Consider the following 25,674-nt stretch of genomic DNA (forward strand, 5'->3'; position numbering starts at 1 on the left):
AGGGGTGCATTGGAAGGCTGAAGACTTCATGTGCCAGCCTTTCGGTGACGGGAAGCCCAGCCTCCGCTACTCGAAGGAATAGGTGAAGCCCTCCTTGGAGGCGCCGACGGTCACCTTCGTCATCTTTTCGCCCCCGAGCGAACGGTTCAGCACGCCGCGGCTCAATTCCGGTAGAAGCGTGTTGGTCAGGATGGCATCGATCATCCGGCCGCCGGATTCGATCTCTGTACAGCGGGCCTTGACCAGGTCCATGACGCCGTCGCCGATCACCAATTCCGCGTCGTTGGTTGCACGCAGCCGGCGGGCGATCTTGGCGAACTGGTGGCGGGTGATGGCTTCGATCATCGAATCCGAGAGCGGATAGTAAGGAATGGTCACCACCCGGCCGAGAAAGGCCGCGGGAAAAACCTTCAGCAGCGGGCTGCGCAACGCGGTGTCCAGATCGTCGAGCCCGGCCCGCAGCGTACCGTTCCTGGTCCGGTCCATGATGACCTCCGAGCCGACATTCGAGGTCAGCAGGATCAGCGTGTTCTTGAAATCGATGCGCCGGCCTTCGCTGTCGTCCATCATGCCCTTGTCGAAAACCTGGAAGAAGATTTCGTGCACGTCCGGATGGGCCTTCTCGACCTCGTCGAGCAAGATCACCGAATAGGGTTTGCGGCGGACCGCCTCGGTCAGGATGCCGCCCTTGCCATAGCCGACATATCCGGGCGGAGCGCCCTTCAAGGTAGAGACGGTATGTGCCTCCTGGAACTCGGACATGTTGATCGAGATCAGATTCTGCTCACCCCCATAGAGCGTTTCGGCCAGCGCCAATGCGGTTTCGGTCTTGCCGACGCCCGAGGGGCCGCAGAGCAGGAACACGCCCACCGGTTTTTCCGGCGCGCCGAGCCCGGCGCGGCTGGTCTGCACACGCTTGGCGATCATCTCCATGGCGTGATCCTGGCCGACCACGCGTTCGGACAGGGTCGCGGCGAGCCGCAGCGCCTTTTCGGTCTGGCTCGACAGCATCCGCCCGGTCGGGATTCCCGTCCAGTCCTGAACGACCGCCGCTATGGCGTTGCGGTCGACCGACGGCAGGATCAGCGGCGTTTCGCCTTGCGCCTCGGCGAGTTCGGCCATCAGTTCGCGCAACCGGACGAGATCGGCGGCCGGTTCCGGTGGAGGGGCATTGGCCGCCGCCGGTGTCTCTACGTCGGCCTTGGCAGTCTTGGTCTTGGCTTTTTTGGTTTTGGGCGCTTCGGTCTTTAGCGTTTCGGTTTGGGGCGTTGCGGTCTTGGGCGGCGGAGTCTCCGCGGCGTCCGTGCCTGCCGTCTCGGCATAGGCCTCGGGCGTCTCCACCGCATCGAGCGGCACACCTTCGCCGCGCAGCCGGGCACGCAATTCGAGTATCTCGGCAACCAGGGCTTTTTCCCGATCCCAACGCTGTTGCGCTGCGGCCAGCGTAACCTCGGTTTCGGCCAGTCCGGTGTCGACCCGTGCCTGACGCTCGGCCACTTCGATGCCGATCGCGGCCTCGCGGCCGATGATACCGTTCTCGACCTCCAGCGCCTGGCGGCGACGCATGATGTCTTCGACCTCGGCCGGCGTGGCGTGCTGCGATATGGCGACACGGGCGCAAGCGGTGTCGAGAAGGCTCACCGCCTTGTCGGGCAGTTGCCGCGCCGGGATGTAGCGATGCGACAGGCCGACCGCCGCCTCGATCGCCTCATCCAGTATCTGCACCTTGTGGTGCTGCTCCAGAACCCCGGCCACGCCGCGCAACATGAGAACCGCCACCGCCTCCGACGGCTCGTCGATTTTCACCACCTGGAAACGGCGGGTCAGCGCCGGGTCTTTCTCGATGTGCTGCTTGTATTCGGCCCAGGTCGTTGCCGCGATGGTGCGAAGTTCGCCACGCGCTAGCGCCGGTTTCAGGAGATTGGCGGCATCGCCCGTTCCTGCCGCGCCGCCGGCGCCGATCAAGGTGTGGGCTTCGTCGATGAACAGGATGACCGGCGTTTCGGACGATTGAACCTCATCGATGACAGCCTTTAACCGTTTTTCGAATTCGCCCTTCACGCTTGCACCCGCCTGCATCAATCCGACATCGAGCATGCGGACACTGACATCCTGCAGTGTGGGCGGCACATCGCCCTGGGCGATGCGCAAGGCAAAGCCCTCGACGACCGCCGTCTTGCCGACGCCGGCCTCACCGGTCAGGATCGGATTGTTCTGCCGGCGTCGCATCAGGATATCGACGATCTGCCTGATCTCCGGATCGCGGCCGACGACCGGGTCGATCTTGCCGTCGCGGGCGCGCTGGGTCAGGTCGGTGGCGTATTTCGCCAGCGCCGAATCCCCGCCCGGAGCCCGCTTCGGCGTTTCGGCCGTGGGAACCGCGATGGCCGCGCCGGCTTCGAGCGAACCTTCCACGACATCGGCGAACCGCGCGATGACTGCGTCGGCGTCGATCTTGTCGAACTCGCCGCTGATCTTCGACAGCAGGCCTTCCAGCACCGGCGTCTTCAGGCAGGCAAGGAGGATATGTGCGCTGCGGACTTCCTCGACGCCGAATTCCAGCGTTGCCAGGTTCCAGGCTTCCTGGATGGCATGGAAGATATGGTCGGAAAACTCCTCTATCGACGTCGCGCCGTAAGGCAGCTTGTCGACGGCGCGGGTCATATCGGCCGTGAGCCGGCTCGCATCCAGTCCCGCATCGGCGACTATCATTTGCACATCCGAGCGGTCGGAAAGCACCAGTTGCTCGATGAAGTGGACGAGTTCGACGTAAGGATTGCCGCGTAGTTTGGCGGTGTCGGCGGCAGCCTTGAAGGCGCGCACTCCGACAGGATTGAGCTTGCCGACCAGTTCCTTGCGTTTGAAGCTCTGCGACGACCGGCGCTGTTCCATCGAACGTGCTCCTGCAATCTGCCAGCCGATAACCTGCCACATAAGCCGTCACTTGACAAAGCGCGTGATGGACGGCGGCTCGATGCCCGGTTCAGCCGGCTCCTTCCGCTTGCGGAAAGTCCCGCACCACCGGCTGCAAACAACCATGGAATTGCGTGCCCTATGCGATACATTTCACATACAGGTTCGACAATCACGCCACCGGTTCCGGCACGCGTTTAGCCTTCTGTTAATTTTTGAGCAGTTGTTGAATTGTAGTAAAGCGCAACGGTGTGATAACGTTGGGTCACGTACGGTTTGAGGGCCGGTCGCTGGGGGTTGGTGTGATTGATCTCGCACTCTGGCTTACTCCGCTCGACGGTGAAAATCCGTCCGGGGAGGATTTGCGCAACGACCCGGCTTTTCATGAGCTCGAGCGCCTGACAGAATCCCAGGTCAAGGTCGTCCATGACGGCAACAACAAGGCCAGCTCGCAAAGCACCATTCCGGTCGACTGGTCGGCGGTACTCGCCAAGGCGGAGGAATTGCGCGCCCATGGCCGGGACCTGCGCCTGCTCGTCATCGTAACGCGCGCGCTGGCCAATGAAGAGGGACTGGCCGGGCTCGCGCAGGGCCTGACCCTCATTGCGCAGACCTTCGATCAGCATTGGGAAACCATGCATCCGGCACTGCGGCCCAACGCTTCGCCACGCGATGCCGCCTTGCGTCGAATCAATGCGCTGCTCGACCTGCAGAATGGTCAGGACGGTTTGCTGGTGGACCTGCGGCGAATGACGTTCTTTGCGCCGCGCGCAATCGGCCCGATTCAGGGCATAGACTTGGAAAAGGGTGCGCTCGACGACCGCGTCATGCTCCAGGAAGCCGCCTCGGGGTTGAATGCGGCAGAAAAGGCGACACTGGCCAGTGCGCACGGACAACTCTTGAACCGGGTGCGTGCCGGATGCGCGGCACAGATGGATCAAGCCAACGCAGAGATGGTCTTGCTGATCGCCGATGCCCGGGCAGCGATGGCGGCCCTCGATGCGGTCGAGACCGCCCTCAACGCTCGCCTCGAAGGCGGCGGCGCTCCGGTTCCGGAATTAAAGCGGTTCCTGCAGCGTTTGCTGACGACCCTCGAACGGAATTCGGCAGCCGGTGTCGTGGCGAATGGCGCGGCCAAGCCGCCCACGCCGGCAGAACCGGCAACGCCTGCTCGAAACGGTCATGGAGCCGATACGATGGCAAGTATGGCAAGCTACGCGGAGCCGGGCACGGGGCTTCCCGACCGGATTTCCTCGCGCGACGACGTGGTGAAATGCCTCGACCTCGTGGTCGCCTTCTATGACCGCACCGAACCGTCGAGCCCGATACCGCACCTGGCTCGGCGTGTGCGCCGGATGGTGCATATGGATTTCGTTGAACTGATGGAAGATCTCGCCCCGTCGGGGCTGAAGGAATTCCGGCTCCTTGCCGGCGTTCCCGACGCCAAGAAGGCGGCTCAGAAGGATGAAAGGTAACAACACATGCCAGCCGAAAGCAAAGCGAAGGTCATCGAACGAAATCGCGCGCCGCGGGTGCAGATCGCCTATGATGTGGAAACTTATGGCAGCCCGACGACGATCGAACTGCCGTTCGTCATGGGCGTGATGGCCGATCTTTCCGGTGCTTCGCAAACCAAGGAAGCGTCAAAGTCGGTGCTGGACCGCTCCTTTGTCGAGACCGACGCGAACCGCTTTCCCAAGTTCATGGAGGCGCTCGGGCCCCGCGTCAAAGCCCGGGTGAAGAACACGCTGCCGCAGGCCGAAGGCCAGGAGCGCGACGAGGAACTGGCGCTCGACCTCACCTTCACCAAAATGGGTGATTTCGCCCCGGACAAGATCGCCGCGCAAGTTCCGCAACTGGCCGAGATCCTCAAGATGCGTCGTCAGCTCGAGGAATTGCTGGGCTTCATGGATGGCCGCGTCGACGCCGAAAAGCGTATCGCGCAGCTTCTGAACAACGAGCCGCTTCTTGGCAAGATCGCTGGCCAGGCGCTGGCCGATGATGACAAGGCGGGGGAATAGATCATGGCCGAACAGCAAAAGACCGCCGCCGTCGCCGCCGAGGCCGAAGCCATAGACCTTGGAGAATTCAGCGGGCTCCTCGAGAAGGATTTCAAGGTCAAGAAGGACGACAGCGAGAAGCTGCAGCAACTCGTGCGCAATCTCGCTCTCGCGGCGCAGTCCCGTTCCGACACCACGACCATCTCGTCCAATGCAATCAAGTCGATCAAGTCGCTGATCGCCGGCATCGACAAGATGCTGACGACACAGGTCAACGAGATCCTGCACGCACCGGAAGTGCGCGAAATGGAAGGCACATGGCGCGGCCTCTGGTATCTCGTCAACAACACCGAGACGGATCAGAAGCTGAAGATCCGGGTGATGAACATTTCCAAGGAGCAGTTGGGCGATACGCTGGAAGACTACGAAGGCCAGATGTGGGATCAGAGCCCGATCTTCAAGAAAGTCTATACAGACGAGTATTCGATGCTTGGCGGCGAGCCGATCGGCTGCGTGGTCGGCGCCTACGAATTCTCCAACCACCCGCGCGACGTCGGTCTGCTGCGCAACATCTCCGGCATCTGCGCCTCTGCGCATACGCCGTTCATCGCAGCCGCCTCGCCGCGCCTGTTCCGCATGGACAGCTGGCAGGAATTGCCGAACCCTCAAGACCTGCAGCAGATCGTCTCCAACCCGGCCTATGCTTCGTGGCAGTCGCTGCGCGAGAGCGAGGACGCTCGCTACATCGGCCTGACCATGCCCCGCGTCCTGGCCCGGCTGCCCTACGGCACCGATACCGTTCCGGTGAAGGGCTTCACCTTCGAGGAAGAGGTGCAGGGCGACCACAACAAATATGTCTGGATGAACGCCGCCTTCCCGATGGGCGTCAACATCAACCGCAGCCACAAGCTGTTTGGCTGGGGCACGCAGATCCGCGGCGTCGAGAACGGCGGCACGGTGCTGAACCTGCCAGTGCACAGCTTCCCGACCGACGATGGGTCGATAGCGATGAAATGTCCGACCGAAGTCGCCATCGACGACCGACGCGAGGCCGAACTGGCCAAGCTCGGCCTGATGCCGATCCTGCACCGGAAGAACACCGATCTCGCGGCCTTCATCGGCGCGCACTCGCTGCAGGACGACGAGACGCGGGCGGGACGGCTGGTCGACCCGGACGCACAGTCGAACGAGCGGCTAAGCGCCAACCTGCCCTATCTCTTCCCGGTTTCGCGCTTTGCGCACTACCTCAAGGCCATTGCGCGCGACAAGGTCGGCTCGTTCAAGGAGCGCTCCGACATGCAGATCTGGTTGACCGAGTGGATCAACCGGTACGTGCTGGCCAACCCGGCCTTTGCCGACGACAAGGCGCGCGCCAAGCGCCCGCTTGCCGCCGCCGAGGTTCAGGTGGACAGTGTGGAGGGGCGTCCCGGCTATTACGCTGCCCGCTTCTATCTGCGCCCACATTACCAGCTGGAGGGCATCAATGCCTCGCTCCGACTGGTGTCGGAACTACCGTCCGTGAAGACTTGATTTGCAGCAACCAGACTTTGTTTTGTTTGAAAGCGGTGGAGAAAGACAATGCCAGTGAAGATTGATGGTTTTCTGAAGGTTCCAGATATCAAAGGCCCGAGCACCCGCGACGGCCACGATGACGAGATCGAAATCCATGGCGTCGACTACAAGATGGTCGCACCGTATGATCCGAATTCGCTCTCACGCCGTGGCCGCGTGTCCATGGGCATGATCAAATTCATCAAACATTACGACAAATCCTCGCCCTACCTGAAGAAGGCTTTGTTCGAGAACAAGGCCCTGGATGAGGTGGTGTTCTCGGCACGGCGGACCATCGATGGTGAGACCAAGGATTACCTGGTGGTCACCCTCACCGACGCCTCGATCATGGAATACGACATGTCGCAGGCGCCGGACGAGGAAGACCTGATCCAGGAAGAGGTCAGCTTCGCCTACAAGAAGATCAAGTTCGTCTATGACGGCAATGATGAAGCCGAAATGGATGTCTATGTCGGCAAGTGAGGTTCGGCGACCCGGCGCGGGCAAGCAGCAGACTACCGGCAGCTTGCGGGCAAAAAGCGAGGCCGTCCAGCCTTCACTTTGGGATCGCCTCGTCAATGACCTGCCGGGCCTGACTTCGGAGATAGACGGGCTGCGCCATGTCTTGCTCGACGAGCTTGGCGCGGACCGTCTCGACACACTCGTCGCCGGCAGTGCGCGGACCATAGACGCCGATGCGGAGCTGACACCCGATCAAAAACGGCGGCTGCATCGACTGTCCTTTCAGACCCAGCACCGCGTCGAGATCGAAAGCCGCGGCGTGGTGGTTTCGGCTCGCGTGCTCAGGGAAGCGGTACGGCGTGACATCGAGGCGCTCTTCAACACCGAGCGCTTCGAGGCCACACCGCTGCTTTCCGATCTGGAAAACGAACAGGTGTCGGACAATCCACCTTCGCTCGCCGATTTTCCGGAGGTGCGTCGAAGCGTGGTCAATTACGGCGTGCCTTCCTTCTCGGGCCGGTCGTCCCGCGACTTTGATCGCGACGTGCTGGCGCGTGAGATCCGCGCAGTGCTCGCCACCTTCGAGCCTCGCCTCAAGGAGAGCGCGACAACGGTTACAGTCACCCTTGGCGACAAGACCGTTGGCCTCAAGATCGAGATAGACGCCGTGCTGATCATGACGCCGACGCCGGAACGCATGCGCCTGCGCACCACGATCAATCTCGATAACGGCTTGGCGCGGACCGAAATTAGGGACGCCTGAGATGGATCGGGTCTTCGTCGAATATTACGAGGAGGAACTGACCCATATTCGTGGCCTCGCGGCGGAATTTGCCGATATGCATCCGGCGGTGGCGCGCAACCTCTCCCTCGATACGGTCCCATGTCCGGACCCGTATGTCGAGCGACTGCTGGATGGCGTCGCCTTCCTCGCCGCGCGCACCCGGCTGAAGGTCGATGCCGAGCGCTCGCGATTTTCACGCAGCGTGCTCGAGGTTCTCTATCCCGATCTGGTCACGCCGGCGCCGGCAACGGCGATGGCGGTGCTGAAACCCGGCCAGCAGGTCCAGACCATGCTCGCCGGCCACGTCGTCAAGCGCAACACGCGGCTGGTTTCCAGCCTGCAGCCAGGCCTGTCGACGCGCTGCACGTTCTCCACCGCGCAAGAAATGACCCTATGGCCGATAGCGGTCACTTCGGTCAGCTATTTCCAGGATCGCAGTGCGCTGGCGATGGCCGGCATAGGGCCGATCGGCGGCGTCGGCGGCGCGGCGGCGCTCCGCATCGTGCTGGCCCGAACCGGAAAAGGCAGGCTCGACGAACTGGCGCTCGACCGGCTCGACCTCTATTTTGCTGGACGCGCCAAGGCGCCGCTCCTGTTCGATGCGATTTTCGGCGCCTGCTCGGCCGTTGGCGCACGCCCGGAAGGCAAGACCAACCCGTTGTCGCCCCTGCCGGCACCCGAAATGGTCGGCATCAGCGACGACGAGGCCCTGATGCCTCGTACCCGTCCGACATTCGAGGGGTACCGTCTGCTGCGCGAATATTTCATGATGCCCGAGCGCTTTCACTATGCGCGGGTTTCCGGGCTTCAGCCCGTCGTGCGCCGATGCGCCGCCGGGCTCGAGATCATCTTCTTGTTCAGACGTGCGGTGCCCGAACTGGCCGACCTGACACCGGCGGACTTCGAACTTTTTGCGACGCCGATCATCAATCTGTTCGAACGTGAATGCAACGTCGTCGAGGTCGATGCACGCAGGACGCGGCAGGTGTTGCATGCAGACCGAACGCGCGCGCGCGACTTCGAGATCTATCGGGTCATCCGCGTCGAGGATGCCGACACAGAAGGCAACGACGCCGAAATCCCCGAACTCTTCAGCCTGGGGCAGAACCGCGGCAGTGGCTGGGTCTATTCGACCGAGCGGCGCCCACGCCGGGCGACGGAGGAGGAGCGGCGCGACGGCCTGACCCGAACGTCATACACCGGGGACGACGTTTTCCTGGCCATATCCCGGCCGCTCGCAAGCCCGGCGAACCGGCCGCTCAAGCGTCTCGACGTCATGGCGCTTTGTACCAATCGTGATCTGCCGATCCTCGATGACAATCCGACATTGACGCTGGAGGCCGGCGACCCGGTCGAAACTGTCAGACTGCTTGGCGCGCTGCGTCCGCCACAGCCGGCCATCCCCGCGGCACTGCCGGCTGGGGCCGACGGTGAATCGCGCGCCGACGATCTTGCCTGGCGGCTGGTGGCGCAGCTCGCGCTCAACTTCCTCAGCCTTGCCAAGGAAGGCCGCGGCATCGACCCTCTGCATGCTCTGCTCGACCTCTATGCCGATCGCGGCGATCCGAGCCTTGCGCGCAATGTGCATTCGATCGTGCGTATCGACTCGCAGCCGGTCATCGAACGGCTGCAGATCGATGGGCCGATGTGCTTCGGACGCGGCACCGAAGTGACGTTGCACGTTGATCAATCGGTCCTGGCCGGCCAAAGCACCTTGCTGCTTTCGGCCTTGCTGGCGCGGCTGTTTGCCCGCCACGCCGGAATAAACGGCTTCGTGCGAACCCGCACGCGGCTGCTGCAGAAGCAGGAGGATGTGCCATGGCCGATGACGCCCGGCAATCGCTACCTGATCTAGACAAGCCCAGCCCGAACCGGGTCGAAGGTCTGTCCGAGACGTTCGACTTCTTCGAACTGCTGCGCCGTCTCGAACAGCGGAGCGGTCTGTTCGGCCATTCCGGCCGCCCCGACCGTGAGCCGGCTCGGCTCGGTCAGCATGTGCGCCTCGCCTTTTCGGCGCGGGACCTGGTTCAGTTCCGCGAAGCCGATGGCGAGACGCCGGCCCGGGTCACGGTTGCAAATCTCGGCCTGCTGGGACCCGAGGGACCCATGCCGCTGCATCTGACGCGCTGGGTGCTCGACCGCCTGTCGCAGCGCTGGTTCGCCGGCACCGACGCACAGCTGACCAGCGACACCACGTTCGTGGACTTCGTCAACATTCTGCAGCACCGCATGATTGCCCTCTACTACCGGGCGTGGGCGGACGCGCATCCGGCCGTACAGGTCGAACGCGCGGTCGGCGGACGTGTTCGAGCTATGCTGGAAGCGATGGCTGGGATCGGACTTCCCGGCACCCAGGACGCCGATCTCGATACGGTAAAGCTTCGCCAGGCGGCTTCGCTCGCCAGCCAGGTCGACGGCCCGGAACGGCTGACGCTGTTCCTGGCGGAAGCATTCAAGGTGCCGGTCCAGATCAGGGAGTTCATCGCTGCCTGGATAACCGTGCCGACCGGCCTCCAGACCCGCCTTGCAAAGGCCTATGCGGGGCTCGGCCGGGGGGCGACGATCGGCCCGCGGGTTTTCAACCGCCAGAGCAGGATCGAACTGCGCGTCGGCCCGCTGGGGTACGAGGACTTCAAGGCCTTCCTGCCTGGCGGCCAGCGGCTCAAACTGTTCAAACAGGCCGTTCGCGACATGATCGGGGAATCGCTCGACGTCGACCTGCGCATCGTGCTTGCGCGCGAAGCAGTGCCGCCGCCGCGTCTCGGATCGGCACAGCTCGGCCGAACCACCTGGCTTGCGCGGCCCGCCGAAAGGGGCGATGCTGACGACATGCGGCTGCGGACAATCGTCGGATGGCGGCCGGAAATCGCGGGGGTCGCGGCATGAGTCTGCTGCTGACGCTGGAGCAAGGGCCACGCACCCAGGCGGTACGGCAGATCCGGCTGGACGAGGGTGAGCTGGTGATCGGCCGCAGCGCCGATGCGGGCTGGCAGATCGACGATCCAGACATGTTCGTTTCGCGCGCTCACTGCAAGATCTCTGGCGGGCGAGACGGATATTTCGTCACCGACACGTCGAGCAGCGGATTGTTCATAAACGGCTCTGACAGCCCGCTCGGCGCCGGCAAGTCGGCGCGCCTGCAAAGCGGCATGCGGCTGAGGCTGGGCGACTACATGGTCTATGTCGACCTGCAAACGCCGGTCGCTCAAGCACCCCCAGCCGGCCAGCCGGTTCCCGAACGCGTACCGCAGCCATCTCGGGCACCGGTGAGCATCGGCCGCGATGACTTCTTTTCCGCCAAGGTCGAAGAAGAGCCGCGACGGCCACGTCCGGCCGATCTGCCGAACCCGTTCGAGCAGCCGGTTCCGGGCGCGTTCGAGCGTGCCGCATCCCAGCGCAACTCGCCTGCTTTCGATGACCCGTTCAGCCTCGATCCGGTTGCAACGCCTGTGTCGAGAAACGCCGCCCCTTTTCTCGAGCCGAGCGGTTCGGCGAACCTGGCGGACCCATTCAGCCTCGACCCGGCGCCATCCCCCAGCCGCGGAGCCGAACCAACTGCCGGAAAGCCATCCGATTTCAATGATGATTTTGGTTTCGGACCGGCGGCAATGCCCAGTTCGGCAAACGGCGCCGGCCCGACCGGACAGCGCGAGCGCGCCGCCCAACGACCACAATCCGCCAATCCCTGGGATTTGCCCGTGCAAGCGGCGGATACCCCTCCCCCACCACGTGCGGTCGCTGCTGCCAAACCCGCCCGCCCGCCGGCCGCGCCGCAGCCGGGGGAGTCGGCGCTTCGCTCGGCTTTCCTGCACGGCATGGGCGTCGAGGAAGCCGATTTCCCCGGACGCGACAGCATCGCGGAAATGGAGAAGTTTGGCCGCGAATATCGGCTGATGATGGAAGGGCTGATGCAGCTTCTGCGCAAGCGGGCCGAGGAAAAGGGAAACGCTCGCGTCGCCCAGACCATGGTCGGAGCCTCCGAGGTCAATCCGCTCAAGTTTCTGCCGACGGTTGACGATGCCATCGTCACGCTTATCGCCGAGCGCAGCCCCGGATTTCTTGCCGGCGAAGCGGCAATCGCCGACGCGGTCCGCGATCTTGCGCAACATCACGTGCGCGCCTGGCGCGGCATACAGGCCGCCTTGCGGCGGATGATCGACCGTTTTGACCCGGCCGAGATCGAGGAAGAGCTGAAATCGAATTCGGCGATCGGCACCCTGCTTTCAGGCGGGCGCGGCGCCAAGCTGTGGGAGCTTTACCAGAAACGCCATCGTGAAATCGCCGAGAGCGCGGAAAAAAGCTTCCTTGGCGAAATCGGCGCTGATTTTCGGGATGCATATGAGGAGGAGTGAGAGATGATCGATCGACGCGAATTTGTCGTTGCCCTGGGCGCGACCGGGCTGCTTGCGGCCTGCCAGAGTGGTCCGCCAAAACCATCGGTGATCACCGTCAACGTGACCGGCGGGGCCGGCATGAACCCAGGACCAGGTGGCGGCGATCGGCCGGTGACGGTTCTCGTGATGCGGCTGAAAAGCGCCGGCAAATTCAATTCCGCCGACTATTTTGCGCTGCAGGGGGATGCCGGCACGGCGCTGGCAGGCGATCTTATCGGGTCCGACCAGATCGCTGTCGGGCCGGGGAAATCCGCATCCAAAACCATCACCGTCGAGCCGGACGCGACGGCGCTGGGCTTCGTAGCACTGATCCGCGAGCCTGGCGGCAGGAACTGGCGGACAACCAAGTCAGTGTCGCCGGGATCGAAATTCACGATCAATGTCACGCTAGGCAGCGGCGGCATTTCCGCCTAGCGGCCAGGGCAAGGGGAGCTCAATGCAGAGAGCAGCGGCATGAGCGATGCAAACAGGGTGCTATGGTCCGAGGGGCTTTTCCTGCGGACACAGCATTTCCAACAGCAGGATCGCTTCTTCGAGGCGACGGTGCGCGGCGCGTTGCAGGCCGGGCAACTGCATACGTTCGGCTTTCAACAGCTGACGCTGGACCAGGCATTGCTGGACGCCGGCCAGATTTCGATCCTGTCCGCACGGGGCATCTTCCCGGACGGAACGCCTTTTTCCATTCCAGACATGATGGACGCGCCGCGACCGCTGCCGGTGACCCCGGACACGGGCGCCGGACCGGTGCTGGTCGCCTTGCCGCTGGAGCCTGCCGGCGGCGTCGGCTTCGATCCGGCGCACGCCGCCGCCTCGGGAGCCCGATACCATGGGCGGATCGTTTCGGTGCGTGACGCCGTCCAGGGCGGTTCAGACCCTGAAGAAATCGAAATCGCCCGCCCGCAGGCGCTGTTGCTTGCACCCGGCAAGTCGGTCGGTGGCTACACGGCCTTGCCGATAGCCGACCTCAAGGGCGTTCGAGCCGATGGCGGCGTCTCTCTGGACGAGACCTTCCTGCCACCGACACTGATTACCGGCGCGGTGGCCTGGTATCGGCAATTGCTGCTGGAGGTTGTCACCGGTCTCGACCAGATCGCCGAGGCGCATGGCAAGATGGTCATGGGCGGGCCTGGGCGCAGCGTCGAAGATCTGCTGATGCTCAATCTCGCCAATGCGGCGCGCCCGCGGCTGGCCCACATACTGGCCCAGGATGTCTTCCATCCGGCCGAGCTCTACCTGGAGCTAGCCGGGCTTGCCGGTTCGATGGCCACCTACGGATCGAGCGCACGGCGGCTGGGCGAGCTGCCGGCCTACGATCACATGGCGCCCGGCCCCGCCTATTCGGCGCTGGCGGATGCGCTGCGCTCGCTCATCCTCAGCCTGCGTTACATCGAGCCGAAATCGCGTGCGCTGCCTGTCATGCGGCATTCGACCAATGTCTGGAAAATCCGCATCGACAACCCGAAGCTGCTGGTGGCCAGCCGGATCGTCATCCGGGTCGGTTCGGAGCTGTCGGAGGACGCGCTGCGCAAGATCTTCGTCAACCAGGCGACCGTCGGCTCGGCCGACCAGTTCGAGGGCCTGTGGAAGTCGCGCTTGCCCGGCATTCCGCTGAAACCGCTTCATTCGCAGCCGCGCGAAATCCCTTACGATGGCGATCGGCTGTGCCTCGAACTGGACCAGAAAAGCGAGTACTGGGCGTCGCTGCTCGATGCTCCCGGCTTCGTCATCGGCGTTTCGGGCGTGTTGCCAAGCGAGCCGCAGGTGGACTGCTATTCGGTGAACAGGTGAGATCATGAGCCGCGATGATCCTTTCGGACTGTCGGAGGATCGCGAACGCACTCGCATTCGATTGACCGGCGCGCCGATGCCGCGGCCCATGGCGCCACTCTTGCCGGGCGCTGCGGTCAAGCGCGCCCGCACCCACCCGAACGCGCTCGTCAACGCATTCGCGCCCTTGCTCGAGTTCGCTCCCGAGCTTGAAAGCGCGCTGGCGCCGGACAATCCGGAAGCATTGCGTACCCGGTTGCTCGAAGAACTGGTGCGGGCCCGCGACACGGCAATGACGGCGGGATCCTCAATGGAGCGGGCCGACCAGGCAGGATGGGTCGTGGCGGCGCTGCTCGACGATCTGGCCCTGAACACGCCATGGGGCGGGGCCAGCGCCTGGCCGCGGCAGCCGCTCGTTGTCATGCTGCGCGGCGATGTCGATGCCGGAACGCAGTTCTTCACACGTCTCGACGAACTCGAGCGCCATCCGAACCGGGATCGCGAATTGCTGGAGTTGCAGTATCACTGCCTGGCGCTTGGCTTCCGTGGCAAATATCGTGTGGCAAACCGGTCAGGCGACCGCTCGATCAATGCCGTTCGCGTGGCGGCGGCACGGTTCCTGCGCGATGTCGACGCCGAAGGCGCGCCCTTGTCGCCAAACTGGAAGGGCGTGATCGCATCCGACGAGCCGCAGCGCTTCATCGTTCCGATCTGGGTCATGGCGCTCGGTGCGGCGGTCGTTGCCACGGCAGTCCATGTCGGGCTCTCGACGGGACTGAGCAGCCAGGCGGTCGAGCTTTCCGCACTTGTTCGCGCGTTGCCGCCGCCCGCACGCGGCGACATCACCCGTGCATCGCCGAAGGTCGATGCCCCGCCGCCGGAGAAAGTGGATTTCGCGCTGTTGCCGGAATTTCAGGCCGGGGCGCCGGCCGAGCTGAAATCTGCCCTCAGCGGCACCGAGAGCGTTTCGCTGACCAAGCTGATCATCCAGGCCTCCAACCCCGAACTGTTCCAGTCGTCGCGGCCACAACTGACCGAGGGGTTCGAGCCCCTGATCGGGTCGATCGCCAAGGTGATCCTCGCCAATCAGGAGCTCATCGGAAAGATCACGGTGATCGGTCATACGGACAGCGTTCCGCTACAGAAGACCAATCCGCTGTCGACCAACCAGCGACTGTCCGAGGCTCGCGCCCAGACGATTGCCGACATGCTGGTCCAGAACGGAGTGCCGCAAGATCGCGTCCGTTCCGAGGGCCGCGCAGCCACCGATCCAGTGGCCACCGACAGCACGCGCGAGGGGCGGGCCTTGAACCGCCGCGTCGAGGTACTCGTCGAAAAGAGGCTGTGAGATGTTCATCCTGCGCTTCCTGTGGGCAGTTCTGACATCGCGCTGGCTGTGGACGCTGATCGGCATCACGCTGCTTTCCCTGGTCATCTGGGTGTTCGGTCCGATCGTCAGGGTCGGTCCCTACGAACCGTTCGCCTCTGAAAATGTGCGCATCGTCATCATCGCGCTGCTGGTCATCTTCTGGCTGATCTGGCTGATCGTCGCCCAGCGCCGGGCGATCCGCGCCAACCGCATGTTCGTCGCCGAGATTGCCGCACCAGCAGTGGAAAAGCCGCTCAGCCCCGGCGAAGAGAATGTCGCAGCCGTGGGCGCCAAGTTCGCCGAGGTGATGGCCGAACTGAAGCGCCGCAAGCTGGGCGGACGCAAGTTTCTGCGCGAAATGCCATGGTATGTGATCGTCGGGCCGCCGGCCACCGGCAAGACCACTGCCTTGCGGCAGTCGGGACTGAATTTTCCGATCGACCTCACCGACGACCTGCAGGGGGTCGGCGGCACGCGCAACTGCGACTGGTTCTTTTCCGAAAACGCAGTTCTGATCGACACCGCCGGCCGCTATGTCCAGCAGGAGAGCCAACCTGATGTGGACGCGGCGGAATGGCTGGGCTTCCTCGACCTGTTGAAGAAGCACCGGGGCCGCCGCGCGCTCAACGGCGTGATCGTCGCGCTTTCGATCGACGTGCTTTCGGAAGGCGACGAAGCCATCAAGGCGCACGGCCGCAAGATCCGCCGCCGGTTGGCCGAGCTCAACGACCGGCTCGAAATCCGCCTTCCGGTCTATCTGATGCTGACCAAGGCCGATCTGATCAAGGGTTTCGAGGCTTTCTTCGGCGGCTTGTCCACCGCCTCGCGCGAGCAGGTGTGGGGAACGACCTTCGCGCTGGATGCGCGTGTGGATGCCAAGACCATCGAACGAGAGATTTCGACGCTGGCGACGGAACTCGAGCGGCGGCTGGTGCCGCGCCTGGAGGATGAGGACAAACTCGCCGCCCGTGCCGAGATCTTCCGGTTTCCCGCCCAACTCGCAAGCCTGTCCGAACCGATCCAGGTGCTGGTCGAGGCGATGTTCGGCGAAAGCCGGTATGAAGAGGTCGCCTGGCTGCGCGGGCTCTATCTGACATCGGCGACGCAGGAAGGGGCGCCCATCGACCGGCTGACTGCTGCACTGTCTTCTTCCTTCGGCCTTCCGCCACGGCGGGCCCTGCCCGCACCACGGGTCGAGAAACGCAGCTTCTTCCTCAAGAACCTGCTCACCGAAGTGATCTTCAAGGAAGCGGGCCTTGGTACGTTCGACCCGCTGGCACAACGCCGCCGCGCCTGGATCTGGCGGGGTGCCGCGGCCGCATGTGCCGTGGCGGGCTTGCTGGCCAGTGCGGTGTTCACCTGGTCCTACTACGACAACCGTAATGCGATCTCGGCGCAGGCAGGCCAGTTCGAAGCGCTGCAAGCGCCGCTGACCTCTGTTGCCGCAACCCCGGCATCGGTGGAGCAGCCTGCCATGGACGGCGCACTCGGTGCGATGGACGCGGTCGCAACTGCCCGGACAGCACCGCCGGGCGCCGCCCATGACCTGCTGGGGCCATCGGCCTCGGCGGAACTGGTGCGGGCGCAGACCGACACCTACGACCACGCCCTGCGCAACGTCCTCGAGCCACGCATGGTCGCACTGCTCGAGGCGACCATGTGGAGGCAGATCCGCGATCCGGATTTCATGCTCGGAGCCCTGAAGACCTATCGCATGATGACCGGCCTGTCGCAGATGGATCCCGATTTCGCCCAGAACTGGTGGGTCAACAGCCTGCCCGAATTCGCCGCCGCGGCACCATTTCCGACCGCCGATGCCGAAGAGCACCAGCTTGCCGCAATCCGCCGTATGACGGTCGACGAAAGCTATATCGCGCCCGACCAGGCGCTCGTTGCCGAAGCGCTGAAGACGGTGTGCACGATTTCACTGCCGGCGCGTGCCTACAAGCAGTTGCTGGCCGATCCGGCAGTGGCCGGGCTGAAGGAGTGGATTCCGGCCAATTTCGCCGGCCCCAACGGTGGCAAGGTGTTTGCGCGGCGTTCCGCCAAGACACTTCGCGTCGGCATTTCCGGACCCTTCACCTATTCCGGCTTCCACGATGTCATTCTCGACCGCATCGACGATGTCGCCGCCCAGGCGGCGCTCGATCGCGCCGTTTTCGCCGGCGGCTGCTCGGAAAACTCCGAAACCTCCGTCTCGGCGCTGTCGGAGGATATTCTGAAGCTCTACTACGACGACTATATCGCGCAATGGGACAGCTTCCTGCGCGACATGAGGCTGGCGCCATTGACCGATCTCAATGTCGCCGGCGAAAATCTGAAGGACCTCTCGAGCGCCGACTCGGCGCTGAAGCGGCTGCTTACGGCAGTCGTTCAGGAGACCGAGTTGACGCGCTCCGACGATGACGCGCCCGCCGACAACAAGGCGGCGGCCAAGGGCGCTTCGAAACTGCTCGGCAAGCTTGGCAAGCTCGGCAAGCTGGCGACATCAGGCGCGAAACTGCTTCCCCGTGCCGGGTCGGCCAGCGAGGTGGATCTGACCGGCAATCTGGTGGCCGAACATTTTAAACCGCTGAAGAGCACCATCGCCGAGGTCGACGGCCAACCGCCGGCGCTGGATGCCGCGGTTGTCGCGCTGACCGCACTTTCGAACGTGCTGCAGACGGTCACCGCGAACCCCAATCCGCAGGATGCCATCAAGAAGCAGGGCGGCCTCGCCGAACTGACCGGTGCGGTGGCCAGGCAGGCACAGATCCTGCCCGACCCCATCAACACCTGGCTGGGCGGGATTGCCGGCGACACCAGCAATTTGACTCAGAAGGCGGTCACCTCGGAACTCAACGCCATCTGGCGGGCCGACATACTGCCTTTCTGCCAGGCAGCGCTGACCGACCGCTATCCGTTCAGCGCCGAGAGCGCGGTGGACGTCAATGTGCGTGATTTCGCCCGCCTGTTCGGACCGGCCGGGCTGATCGACGGTTTCATCAACGACCACCTGATCAACTATGTCGACACGACCAGCCAGCCGTGGAAGTGGCGCGCCGATTTCGGCCTCGATCCTGCGGCGCTGCCGGCGTTCGAGCAGGCCAGGCATATCCGCGACGATCTCTTTCCCGGTGGCACCGGACCGGTGATGAGTTTTACGCTCGAACCGAAGGACCTGTCTCCCAATGTCACGCGCGTCACGCTCAATCTCGATGGCCAGAGCCTCGTCTACTACAACAACGCGACGCGGCCGCAACCGATGACGTGGCCCGGCAAGGACGGCACCGGGGTCATTTCACTGGCCTTCCAGCCGATCGACGGATCGCCGGAAATCCTGCTCAACGAGACCGGCAGCTGGGCATGGCTGAGGATGCTGCGCAGCGGCCGCTTCGCCGGCACTTCGCTGACCGATGTCTACAGCCTGCGCCTGGGCACGAAAGGCATGTATGCCGATTTCGAACTCAAGGCCGCGAGTGTCGAAAACCCCTACAATTTGGAAATGTTCAAGAAATTCTCATGTCCGCCGCAGATATGATCCTGCCTGGCTTCTACGGCAAAATACCCGCCACCGGCGATTTCGTGACGCGGCGGCTGACGGGCGACTTTGTTCGCGGCTGGGACCGCTGGCTGGCGCAGCATCTCGTCCCGCTGTTTGGTTCGGAATTTTGGCCAAGCACAACCGCGCTGCGTTTCCTGGCTGGCCCGGCTTCCTTCGGCGCATCGGCAGGCATCATTGTGCAGAGTGCCGACAGAGTTGGCAGACAATTCCCTTTGACCATAGTTGCGCAGCTTACCGAAGCTCCCGTTCAGCTAGCCGACGCCGAGGCCTGGTTTGCCAGCATCGAAGAGGCGGCCATCGCTGCACAGCATGGCGAGCTGACCCCCGACGAACTGGATGCCGCGCTGGCCGCACTGCCGGTGCCGACTGTCGAGTCAGGCGAAGAGGTCATAGGCGATCTGGTGATGTGGACCGCCCGTTCGGACCTTTTCGACATCGATCCGCAGTCTCCGCAAAAAACGGTCGAACAGATCTTTGCCGCCAGTTGGGAGACGAGCTGATGCAAATATTGCCAAGACAGTTGAAGGCCCGCTGTTCACCACCGCGTAAGGATGCGTGAGTTCAAATGTGGATACTGTCCAACGAGACGCCATTTGCCGCCCAGGAAAGCTGGACGCGTGACGAGCGCGGACATGAGGTCTGGCTGATCGCGATCAAGGCGTCGTTCGAGATCGATCCCGACGGCAAACAGCGGCTCCTGAAGGATCAGACGCCGGTGAATCTGGCACCCGTTCACGGTGCGGATCCGAACGAGCTTCTCGACGAGACGGACCTCAATCTGGAGAAGAAGCATACGGACGTTCTGGTCGAAGGACACGTCTATACGCCCGGCGGGCGTCCAGCCATTGAAAGCGCGGCGCGCATGAAAATCGGCGACGTGGACAAGACCGTCAATGTCGTGGGCGACCGTGTGTTCATGCCGAGCGCGGTGTCGGTGCGGATGAGCCGGGCTGAACCATTCACGAAAATGCCTATCAGCTGGCGCCGGACCTACGGCGGCACGGATATGGAAGCATCGACGCCGAACTGGGACCAGCGCAATCCGGTCGGCACCGGCTTTGCTGTCGATCCCCAGCGGCTGATCAGCAGGACCGGGCCCAACTTTGAGTATCCCGACGCGCCCTACCGGGACCACAGAGCCGGCAAGCCGGCCGGTTTCGGTCCGGTGGCGCGGCACTGGCAGCCGCGCATGAAGTATGCCGGCACTTATGGCGCCGAATGGGAGCAGACACGAGACCCGCTTTTGCCCCGCGATTTCAGCCGCATGTATTACCAGTGTGCGCCGGAGGACCAGCAAACCAAGACGCCGCTCATTGGCTATGAGGATGTGCGGCTCGGCAATTTCACTGCGGATGGCTTCCTGCAGTTTCTGCTACCGCGCATCACCTTCGACATGACCACCGAGTTCTACAACCGCCCGGATCGCAAAAACGGCGAAGCCACTGTCCACACGCTGCGCATCAAACCTGACCTCAGGCAGTTCTCGATCACGTGGATGTCGACCCTGGCAGTGCCTTACGACGAGGAGCGCCTGAAGACGACGAATCTGCGCATCAGACCGCGTATCGGAATTTCGCCGACAGTCGCGGCGACGGGCGTGTGGCAAGCGGAAGAAAACAAATGACGACAAAAGGAGCGACGATTGTCGTTGTCGGCGTAGGAGCACGCACGCCGCTGGGTTTTGACGCGGCATCGAGCGCGGCGGCGGTCCGTGCCGGCATCTCTGGCATTCAGGACCATCCTTATATGGTCGACCGGTTCGGCGAACGGATGAAGGTCACCCGTGACATCGGCGTCGACGTGAGCCTTACCGGACCGGAGCGTGCGGTGGAAATCGCGGTCTCGCCAGCACTGGACGCGTTGCGGCCATTGACAGCTTCGATGCAGGCAACCGAGGTTTCGCTCATCCTCTCGACTGGTGAGGCACGACCGGGACAGCCGGAGGGTTTCGCCGCGCAGGTCAACGTCAAATTGCGTAAGCGACTGGCCCAGCATGTCGTTCTCGAAGGCGGAGGGTCGACCGCGGGCGGTCACGCCGGCGGTCTGCTGGCGATTTACCATGCCTGTAAATCCCTGCGGGATGGAAAGGCCAAATTCTGCCTGGCAGGTGGGGTCGATACCTATCTTGAGCCGGAAACCCTGGAGTGGCTGGACGAAAACGAACAGCTTCATTCCGAGGGCAACATCTACGGCTTCTGCCCGGGGGAGGCTGCAGCATTTTGTCTGCTGACAAAGTTGACCACAGCACGAACCTTTGGGCTGCAACCTCTCCTTGAGGTCGTTAGCGTCTCCACGGCGAGTGAAGAGAACAGGATCAAGACCGAGACGGTTGTGCTCGGCGAAGGGCTGGGCGCGGCCTTCCGCTTCCTGTTCGAGGACGCGCCGATCGATCCGGTTGGCCGAATCATTTGCGACATGAATGGCGAGCGTTATCGCGGCAACGAATACGGCTTCGCGGTCATCCGCAATCCTGGCCGCTTTAAGGATGCGGCGGATTTTGAGACGCCAGCCGATTGTTGGGGCGATGTCGGCGCTGCTTCCGGCCCGCTGTTCGTGAGCTTGATAACCGAGGCGGAAGCACGCAACTACCAGAAGGAGCCGCTGTCGCTGATCTGGGCAGGTTCCGAAAATGGCTTTCGCGCCGCCGTGCTGCTGGGCGGACCGAGGAGAGCCGCCTGATGCCAACACACATCGTCGTCAACGGCCTCGGCTTGACCTACAAGGGTACGATAGGTCTGTCGATTGCGACGATACCAGACGTCTGCAAGACGCCCAGCCCCGGCGGACCGATCCCATTGCCCTATCCCAATATCGCCAATCAGAGCACGCTTAAGGACGGCACTACAACTGTCTTTGCCAAGGGCGGCAAGATGATCGCTATCAAGGGCTCGCAGTATGGAATGAGTTCCGGCGACGAGCCTGGCACGGTCGGCGGTGTCAAGTCGAATGTCTTCAAGAAGGCGACAGACTGGATCACCTATTCGTTCGACGTGAAAATGGACGGCCAGAACGCCTGCCGCCACACGGACAAGAAGTTCCACAATGACAAGAATACAGTCGATTTGGCGGGGGATCTCGACCCTGCTGTCGCCGCGCGTGGCATCCAAAAGCTGAAAGACATCCTTTGTGAATGTAACCGCCAGGTGGACGCCAAGCAGGCGCAGCTCAAGGCGTCAAACCAAAAGATGATGAATTGCAAGGAGCTTGGGGACGCCAAGCATAAATGCTGCGATGACGCGGTAAAGAAGGTTGGCGGAGAGCCCAAGTTTGATCCCGAGAAGGGCTACGATGAGAAGACCGGGAAGTACGACCCCAGCGCATCTCGGGAGTGGCCTTCCGGAATGGCCGCCAAAGATTATTTCGCAGGCATCTCGGGAAAGATCTTTCCGGATGCAGCCATGCTCAATCCGGACGGTTCGACCAACAGATTTGTGGAATACAAATTCAGATGCCCTGCAGGAACACCGACGGGAAAGACCAAGGGCGGAAAGAGGAAGAAGCCTTCGCAGGGGACAGCGGATACCAGCTGGACCCCAGCCAAAAAGAACAAGAAAGGTAAGATTCTCAAACAAGATCAAAGAACAAGAACTGTAAAATTAGGTGCCAAGCAGAATCCGAAGGTCAAGAATCCGCCGGAGCTTTTGACAAACAAACGATGCAAGAAGTAGAGTCATCAGATGCAAAATATAGACCTGACATTTACCATAGACACGACGGACGGCGACTATTTGATTGTACGCCCCGGCTTGTCGATCTGCCTCATCTACGCTGATACGGCTGATACGATCGGTCCGGATGTGGCTAAAATTCTGGAGGAGTATCTCAACTTTATCCCGGGCGGCGCACTGCAGACTTACCTATCTGATAGCGGCAGTTGGAAGAAGGCGACCCAACGGACTTTCAATTCGGTTTTTGCAAATCTATTGGACGTTGGAGAAGGCAACTACTCGGAATTTCATTTTGGCCAGGAGCCTGCCGGCAATGTTGGCGACTACGGCGCGCACTTCAAGGCGGGGCCTCTGGACGACGAGTTCTTCGATAGGGAAGCAAATATACTCCATCTGGAATTTCCGATGGAGTTTGCTGAGAAGCCAGCTGCGGAGCGCCTTGCCGAGTTCTTTGCGCGAATCGTCAGAATCCGGGCACCCGATTCGGGCTATTGCGGCTATGCATTCAAGCATCTGTTCATGACATTTACGAACGAGGCGCTCGAATTCATCGCACGCAAGGCAATGAGATTTACCGGCTTCGATGTCCCTGAAGATGCAATAAGGATTTGGGCTCGAGGTCGGGTCTACAATGTTTCGTGGCTGACCGTCCTCGGACCAGGCATCCTGGCTGAGTTAGGCGGAAAGGATACGCTGCGGCATCGCGGCACGAGCGAACTTGCAATATTCGACGTAGGGGAGGCTCTGCTCATCCGTGCTGCCGACTTGCCGATTGTTGGGGATGTCAACCGTGGTGCCGCCGACGTGACGGGACTGCGAAAGCTGGCCGAAATCACCAAGCCTGTCCGGATCGAATTGGAGATGCTTGGCCCAAGCGAGTTCGATTTGGCGACGCGCTGGCCGAACCGCTTTGACCCGCCAGCGGATTGATCGGAGCGCCAATGAACAGGCCTTTTGCCTTGTCGGTTCTAACGAATACGCTCGAACGCGAGTTGGTGATCCATCTGGCACTGGCACGCTCGCCCGACGATCCGGCCTTAACTGGAATTGTCGACGTATTCAAAGCATTTCAGGGCCTGGCGGAACGTGGAGGGTTGGCGGGGGAAACCCACAATCCAGGCAAGGCGCGAGCCCTTGTCAGGACGACTGACCTGCGGGAGAGAACGGTAAGCGTAACCTTTCGGGAAATAAACGTCGATCCAGCCAGCTTGTTCATACTGACCAATATGCTGCATTGGCTGCACGAGAAGAAAATTCCGTTACAGCGTGTGAGCGTCCTGTGGCCAGCCAATGAGCGTGTGGTCAGCACTTACGAGCCTCAATTTCCCGGCCCATGGCCGCGATATTCCTATGAGCTCGAGATAGGCGATTTGGTCGACGATATCGATTTGGAGATTGAACTGACGGCGCCACAGCCAAAAGCGGTGACGGATCAAGTTGTGGATGCGCTTTCGGCCTGGCTGCTGGCGACGCATCGAGGCGGGTTTGCGAATGAGATGTTCAAACCCGAGGAATCGGTCGTCTTTCTTGGGCCGGACGTCATGAATGTCGAGGCCGACTACATAGCCTGGTTCATCGAAATAATGCGCACCGACGAGAGCGCTCTCGACAGCCTGTTAAATGTGCTGGAATGGGTTCATCAAAATGTGACGCCCATTCGATCCGCAAGCCTAGGCCCGTAACGCGCCTATCGATCTGCTGCGCCAGACAACAACCGCAGAGCCACGCCCCACTCCTTTACTTTGTCTGCAAATGGTACCTTGGCGACATCGTCGCCGAAGTGGTCCTCGAAGGCCCTGCCAACCTGGCTCGGCTCTGTGGTAAAAAGATCCGCTGCCCTCGCCTCCGGAAACAGTTCTAGCAGTGCGCCGCCAGCCGCCTGGGCCAGCCCCGGTGTGCGCATCTGGTGGATAAGCCAGTGCAGGACTGTGCGATCGCCAAGCATACCCACGCCGCGCACGGCCAAAGGCGCGGTTTCCGGCGACTTAAGCAATCCGCCCATCCAGGCGCGCACATCCCGGTCTGGCTCGGCCTTGACCACCGCACGCAAGGCCATCATTGCGTCGGGACCGCCGCCGACCGCCACCTTCCGCAATTCGGAGCTGGCTAGGTCGCCCGAGCCGAGTTCAGCCAGCGACCAGGCCGCCCAGAACCGCGGGCGCTCTTCGGCATCGTTCAAGGCAGCTCTCAATTCGTTGACAAGGTCAGCACGCTTCAACTTGCCAACAAGACGCAAACCGGTGGCGCGAACGCGCGTATCCGGATCGTGCACAAGTCGCACCAGCATCTGCCTCGGATCGACGCCATGCCCGAGGCAGGCCGAGGCGCCGAGAAACCGCTTGAAGGCATCCGGCGCCCCGATCCAGTCCCGTACCAGCATGGCGATCGTTTCAGGCTTGTGCCACGCCAAAGCACCGACCAATCCCCGAGCGTCGTCCTTGCTTTGAAGGCCGAACTCGACCGCCTCGGCCACACGGCGGCCGTCGTTCAGTTCGAATGCCATCCATCCGTAGAGGAACAATTCGCCTTTCTCAGGGAAATCCTCATACGCCGCCACGATATACGGCCAAGCGGCCGGTCCAGCGATACGCAGGCCATCCAGGTTGGCTTCCAGGCGCCGGTCAACGCCGGCGATCACATGAAGGTCCGGCGGATCATCCTCCATAAGCGTGTCGCGCTGCGCCCAGAAGAATGCGGCCTGCTCGGCGTGCTGTCTGATGACATCCGGCACTATCAGCCGCTCCGGTGGGCCTTCCGATTTCGGGTTCTGGGCTGCCGCTGACATCAGTTGAGGTCGATCGATCCGCCACGGATACGGTTGGCGGCGCTCGCCTGGCTGGTGACATAGGTGCCGCGAATGGTGATGCGGCCATCCTTTTCCATGAGGATCGTCGCCTTCCCGCAGCGCATTTCGATGCGCTCATCGCCGATGATGCGAACGCGCTCGCCGTCGCGTACGATCTGCGGCGCGGCGGTCTTGCGCACCGGCTCGACAATGCGGCCGACGATAAGCGGCTTGGCAGGGTCACCCTCCTGAAAGAGCAAAGCCACCTCGGAGCCGACCATATCGGACGTCAGTCCAGTCAAGCTGCGCGCGGGCAAGGCTGTCTCCTCCGGATTGCCGGGGAATACCACCAGCGGCGACGCGGCGTCGTCGAAACCGAGAAAGATGCCGATCACCACACCGTCAATGCGTTCGTGAACTTCATTCATCGCTGCATC

Annotated in this window: 21 protein-coding genes; 18 read left to right on the forward strand and 3 right to left on the reverse strand. The window is 62.5% G+C overall.

The genetic code is table 11. The annotated features are described in order from the left end of the window. Positions 1-66: 66 nt before the first annotated feature. Complete coding sequence (gene tssH, locus AC07FD_RS04950; RefSeq protein ID WP_478348894.1) at positions 67-2,892, reverse strand: type VI secretion system ATPase TssH; 2,826 nt, start codon at positions 2,890-2,892, stop codon at positions 67-69. Between the two features lie 323 nt (positions 2,893-3,215). Between tssH and tssA the strand changes: the two genes are divergently transcribed. The 18 genes from tssA (at position 3,216) to AC07FD_RS05040 (ending at position 24,134) form a co-directional block, all read left to right on the forward strand. Then, positions 3,216-4,388, forward strand: a complete 1,173-nt coding sequence (tssA, locus tag AC07FD_RS04955; RefSeq protein ID WP_478348895.1) for a type VI secretion system protein TssA — start codon at positions 3,216-3,218, stop codon at positions 4,386-4,388. A 6-nt stretch (positions 4,389-4,394) separates the two neighbouring features. Beyond that, a complete protein-coding gene (gene tssB, locus AC07FD_RS04960; RefSeq protein ID WP_478348896.1) occupies positions 4,395-4,934 on the forward strand; it encodes a type VI secretion system contractile sheath small subunit in 540 nt (179 codons plus the stop codon). 3 nt (positions 4,935-4,937) lie between these two features. After that, on the forward strand, positions 4,938-6,443 hold the full coding sequence (gene tssC, locus AC07FD_RS04965; RefSeq protein WP_478348897.1) for a type VI secretion system contractile sheath large subunit: 1,506 nt from the start codon (positions 4,938-4,940) through the stop codon (positions 6,441-6,443). Positions 6,444-6,491: 48 nt separating this feature from the next. Continuing rightward, positions 6,492-6,947: an Hcp family type VI secretion system effector gene (locus tag AC07FD_RS04970; protein ID WP_095080773.1), complete on the forward strand. Its 456-nt coding sequence runs from the start codon at positions 6,492-6,494 to the stop codon at positions 6,945-6,947. Further along, the gene (tssE, locus tag AC07FD_RS04975; protein WP_478348940.1) at positions 6,934-7,689 is read left to right on the forward strand and encodes a type VI secretion system baseplate subunit TssE; all 756 of its coding nucleotides are present in this window, start codon (positions 6,934-6,936) and stop codon (positions 7,687-7,689) included. The genes AC07FD_RS04970 and tssE overlap by 14 nt, the downstream gene beginning before the upstream one ends. 1 nt (position 7,690) lies before the next feature. Further along, positions 7,691-9,565: a type VI secretion system baseplate subunit TssF gene (tssF, locus tag AC07FD_RS04980; protein ID WP_478348898.1), complete on the forward strand. Its 1,875-nt coding sequence runs from the start codon at positions 7,691-7,693 to the stop codon at positions 9,563-9,565. Beyond that, a complete protein-coding gene (gene tssG / locus AC07FD_RS04985; protein WP_478348899.1) occupies positions 9,529-10,596 on the forward strand; it encodes a type VI secretion system baseplate subunit TssG in 1,068 nt (355 codons plus the stop codon). Before tssF ends, tssG begins: the two co-directional genes overlap by 37 nt. After that, positions 10,593-12,062, forward strand: coding sequence for a type VI secretion system-associated FHA domain protein TagH (gene tagH / locus AC07FD_RS04990; RefSeq protein ID WP_478348900.1), 1,470 nt, complete (start codon positions 10,593-10,595; stop codon positions 12,060-12,062). Before tssG ends, tagH begins: the two co-directional genes overlap by 4 nt. A 3-nt stretch (positions 12,063-12,065) precedes the next feature. Then, on the forward strand, positions 12,066-12,518 hold the full coding sequence (gene tssJ, locus AC07FD_RS04995; protein WP_184871654.1) for a type VI secretion system lipoprotein TssJ: 453 nt from the start codon (positions 12,066-12,068) through the stop codon (positions 12,516-12,518). Between the two features lie 39 nt (positions 12,519-12,557). Then, positions 12,558-13,892, forward strand: a complete 1,335-nt coding sequence (tssK, locus tag AC07FD_RS05000; RefSeq protein WP_095080766.1) for a type VI secretion system baseplate subunit TssK — start codon at positions 12,558-12,560, stop codon at positions 13,890-13,892. 4 nt (positions 13,893-13,896) lie between these two features. After that, positions 13,897-15,219: a type IVB secretion system protein IcmH/DotU gene (icmH, locus tag AC07FD_RS05005; RefSeq protein ID WP_478348901.1), complete on the forward strand. Its 1,323-nt coding sequence runs from the start codon at positions 13,897-13,899 to the stop codon at positions 15,217-15,219. 1 nt (position 15,220) lies between these two features. After that, on the forward strand, positions 15,221-18,760 hold the full coding sequence (gene tssM / locus AC07FD_RS05010) for a type VI secretion system membrane subunit TssM (protein WP_478348902.1): 3,540 nt from the start codon (positions 15,221-15,223) through the stop codon (positions 18,758-18,760). Next, positions 18,757-19,284, forward strand: a complete 528-nt coding sequence (tagF, locus tag AC07FD_RS05015) for a type VI secretion system-associated protein TagF (protein WP_478348941.1) — start codon at positions 18,757-18,759, stop codon at positions 19,282-19,284. The genes tssM and tagF overlap by 4 nt, the downstream gene beginning before the upstream one ends. Positions 19,285-19,349: 65 nt before the next feature. Next, a complete protein-coding gene (locus tag AC07FD_RS05020) occupies positions 19,350-20,408 on the forward strand; it encodes a DUF2169 family type VI secretion system accessory protein (RefSeq protein WP_478348903.1) in 1,059 nt (352 codons plus the stop codon). Then, positions 20,405-21,463: a beta-ketoacyl synthase N-terminal-like domain-containing protein gene (locus AC07FD_RS05025; RefSeq protein WP_478348942.1), complete on the forward strand. Its 1,059-nt coding sequence runs from the start codon at positions 20,405-20,407 to the stop codon at positions 21,461-21,463. Before AC07FD_RS05020 ends, AC07FD_RS05025 begins: the two co-directional genes overlap by 4 nt. Then, positions 21,463-22,452 (forward strand): DUF4150 domain-containing protein, encoded by a 990-nt coding sequence (locus AC07FD_RS05030; RefSeq protein WP_478348904.1) that lies wholly within the window; start codon positions 21,463-21,465, stop codon positions 22,450-22,452. The genes AC07FD_RS05025 and AC07FD_RS05030 overlap by 1 nt, the downstream gene beginning before the upstream one ends. A 9-nt stretch (positions 22,453-22,461) precedes the next feature. Then, positions 22,462-23,382 (forward strand): type VI immunity family protein, encoded by a 921-nt coding sequence (locus AC07FD_RS05035; protein ID WP_478348905.1) that lies wholly within the window; start codon positions 22,462-22,464, stop codon positions 23,380-23,382. 11 nt (positions 23,383-23,393) lie between these two features. After that, positions 23,394-24,134 (forward strand): hypothetical protein, encoded by a 741-nt coding sequence (locus tag AC07FD_RS05040; RefSeq protein WP_478348906.1) that lies wholly within the window; start codon positions 23,394-23,396, stop codon positions 24,132-24,134. A gap of 5 nt (positions 24,135-24,139) precedes the next feature. On the opposite strand, the gene AC07FD_RS05045 is transcribed toward AC07FD_RS05040, so the two are convergent. Then, entirely contained in the window at positions 24,140-25,237 is a 1,098-nt protein-coding gene (locus AC07FD_RS05045) for a HEAT repeat domain-containing protein (protein ID WP_478348907.1), read from the reverse strand. Next, a complete protein-coding gene (locus AC07FD_RS05050; RefSeq protein WP_478348908.1) occupies positions 25,237-25,665 on the reverse strand; it encodes a DUF6484 domain-containing protein in 429 nt (142 codons plus the stop codon). Before AC07FD_RS05050 ends, AC07FD_RS05045 begins: the two co-directional genes overlap by 1 nt. Positions 25,666-25,674: the final 9 nt, after the last annotated feature.

The sequence above is a fragment of the Mesorhizobium waitakense genome, from assembly GCF_056431085.1.

Bases quoted from the DNA above. Each gene is read 5' to 3' on its own strand.
- AC07FD_RS04970 (WP_095080773.1), top strand. From the start codon at position 6,492: ATGCCAGTGAAGATTGATGGTTTTCTGAAGGTTCCAGATATCAAAGGC.
- tssE (WP_478348940.1), top strand. From the start codon at position 6,934: ATGTCGGCAAGTGAGGTTCGGCGACCCGGCGCGGGCAAGCAGCAGACT.
- AC07FD_RS05020 (WP_478348903.1), top strand. From the start codon at position 19,350: ATGTGGATACTGTCCAACGAGACGCCATTTGCCGCCCAGGAAAGCTGG.
- tagF (WP_478348941.1), top strand. From the start codon at position 18,757: ATGATCCTGCCTGGCTTCTACGGCAAAATACCCGCCACCGGCGATTTC.
- tssF (WP_478348898.1), top strand. From the start codon at position 7,691: ATGGATCGGGTCTTCGTCGAATATTACGAGGAGGAACTGACCCATATT.
- tssM (WP_478348902.1), top strand. From the start codon at position 15,221: ATGTTCATCCTGCGCTTCCTGTGGGCAGTTCTGACATCGCGCTGGCTG.
- AC07FD_RS05035 (WP_478348905.1), top strand. From the start codon at position 22,462: ATGCAAAATATAGACCTGACATTTACCATAGACACGACGGACGGCGAC.
- tagH (WP_478348900.1), top strand. From the start codon at position 10,593: ATGAGTCTGCTGCTGACGCTGGAGCAAGGGCCACGCACCCAGGCGGTA.
- icmH (WP_478348901.1), top strand. From the start codon at position 13,897: ATGAGCCGCGATGATCCTTTCGGACTGTCGGAGGATCGCGAACGCACT.
- tssK (WP_095080766.1), top strand. From the start codon at position 12,558: ATGAGCGATGCAAACAGGGTGCTATGGTCCGAGGGGCTTTTCCTGCGG.
- tssG (WP_478348899.1), top strand. From the start codon at position 9,529: ATGGCCGATGACGCCCGGCAATCGCTACCTGATCTAGACAAGCCCAGC.
- tssJ (WP_184871654.1), top strand. From the start codon at position 12,066: ATGATCGATCGACGCGAATTTGTCGTTGCCCTGGGCGCGACCGGGCTG.
- AC07FD_RS05050 (WP_478348908.1), bottom strand. From the start codon at position 25,665: ATGAATGAAGTTCACGAACGCATTGACGGTGTGGTGATCGGCATCTTT.
- AC07FD_RS05030 (WP_478348904.1), top strand. From the start codon at position 21,463: ATGCCAACACACATCGTCGTCAACGGCCTCGGCTTGACCTACAAGGGT.
- tssC (WP_478348897.1), top strand. From the start codon at position 4,938: ATGGCCGAACAGCAAAAGACCGCCGCCGTCGCCGCCGAGGCCGAAGCC.
- AC07FD_RS05045 (WP_478348907.1), bottom strand. From the start codon at position 25,237: ATGTCAGCGGCAGCCCAGAACCCGAAATCGGAAGGCCCACCGGAGCGG.
- tssB (WP_478348896.1), top strand. From the start codon at position 4,395: ATGCCAGCCGAAAGCAAAGCGAAGGTCATCGAACGAAATCGCGCGCCG.
- AC07FD_RS05025 (WP_478348942.1), top strand. From the start codon at position 20,405: ATGACGACAAAAGGAGCGACGATTGTCGTTGTCGGCGTAGGAGCACGC.
- AC07FD_RS05040 (WP_478348906.1), top strand. From the start codon at position 23,394: ATGAACAGGCCTTTTGCCTTGTCGGTTCTAACGAATACGCTCGAACGC.
- tssH (WP_478348894.1), bottom strand. From the start codon at position 2,892: ATGGAACAGCGCCGGTCGTCGCAGAGCTTCAAACGCAAGGAACTGGTC.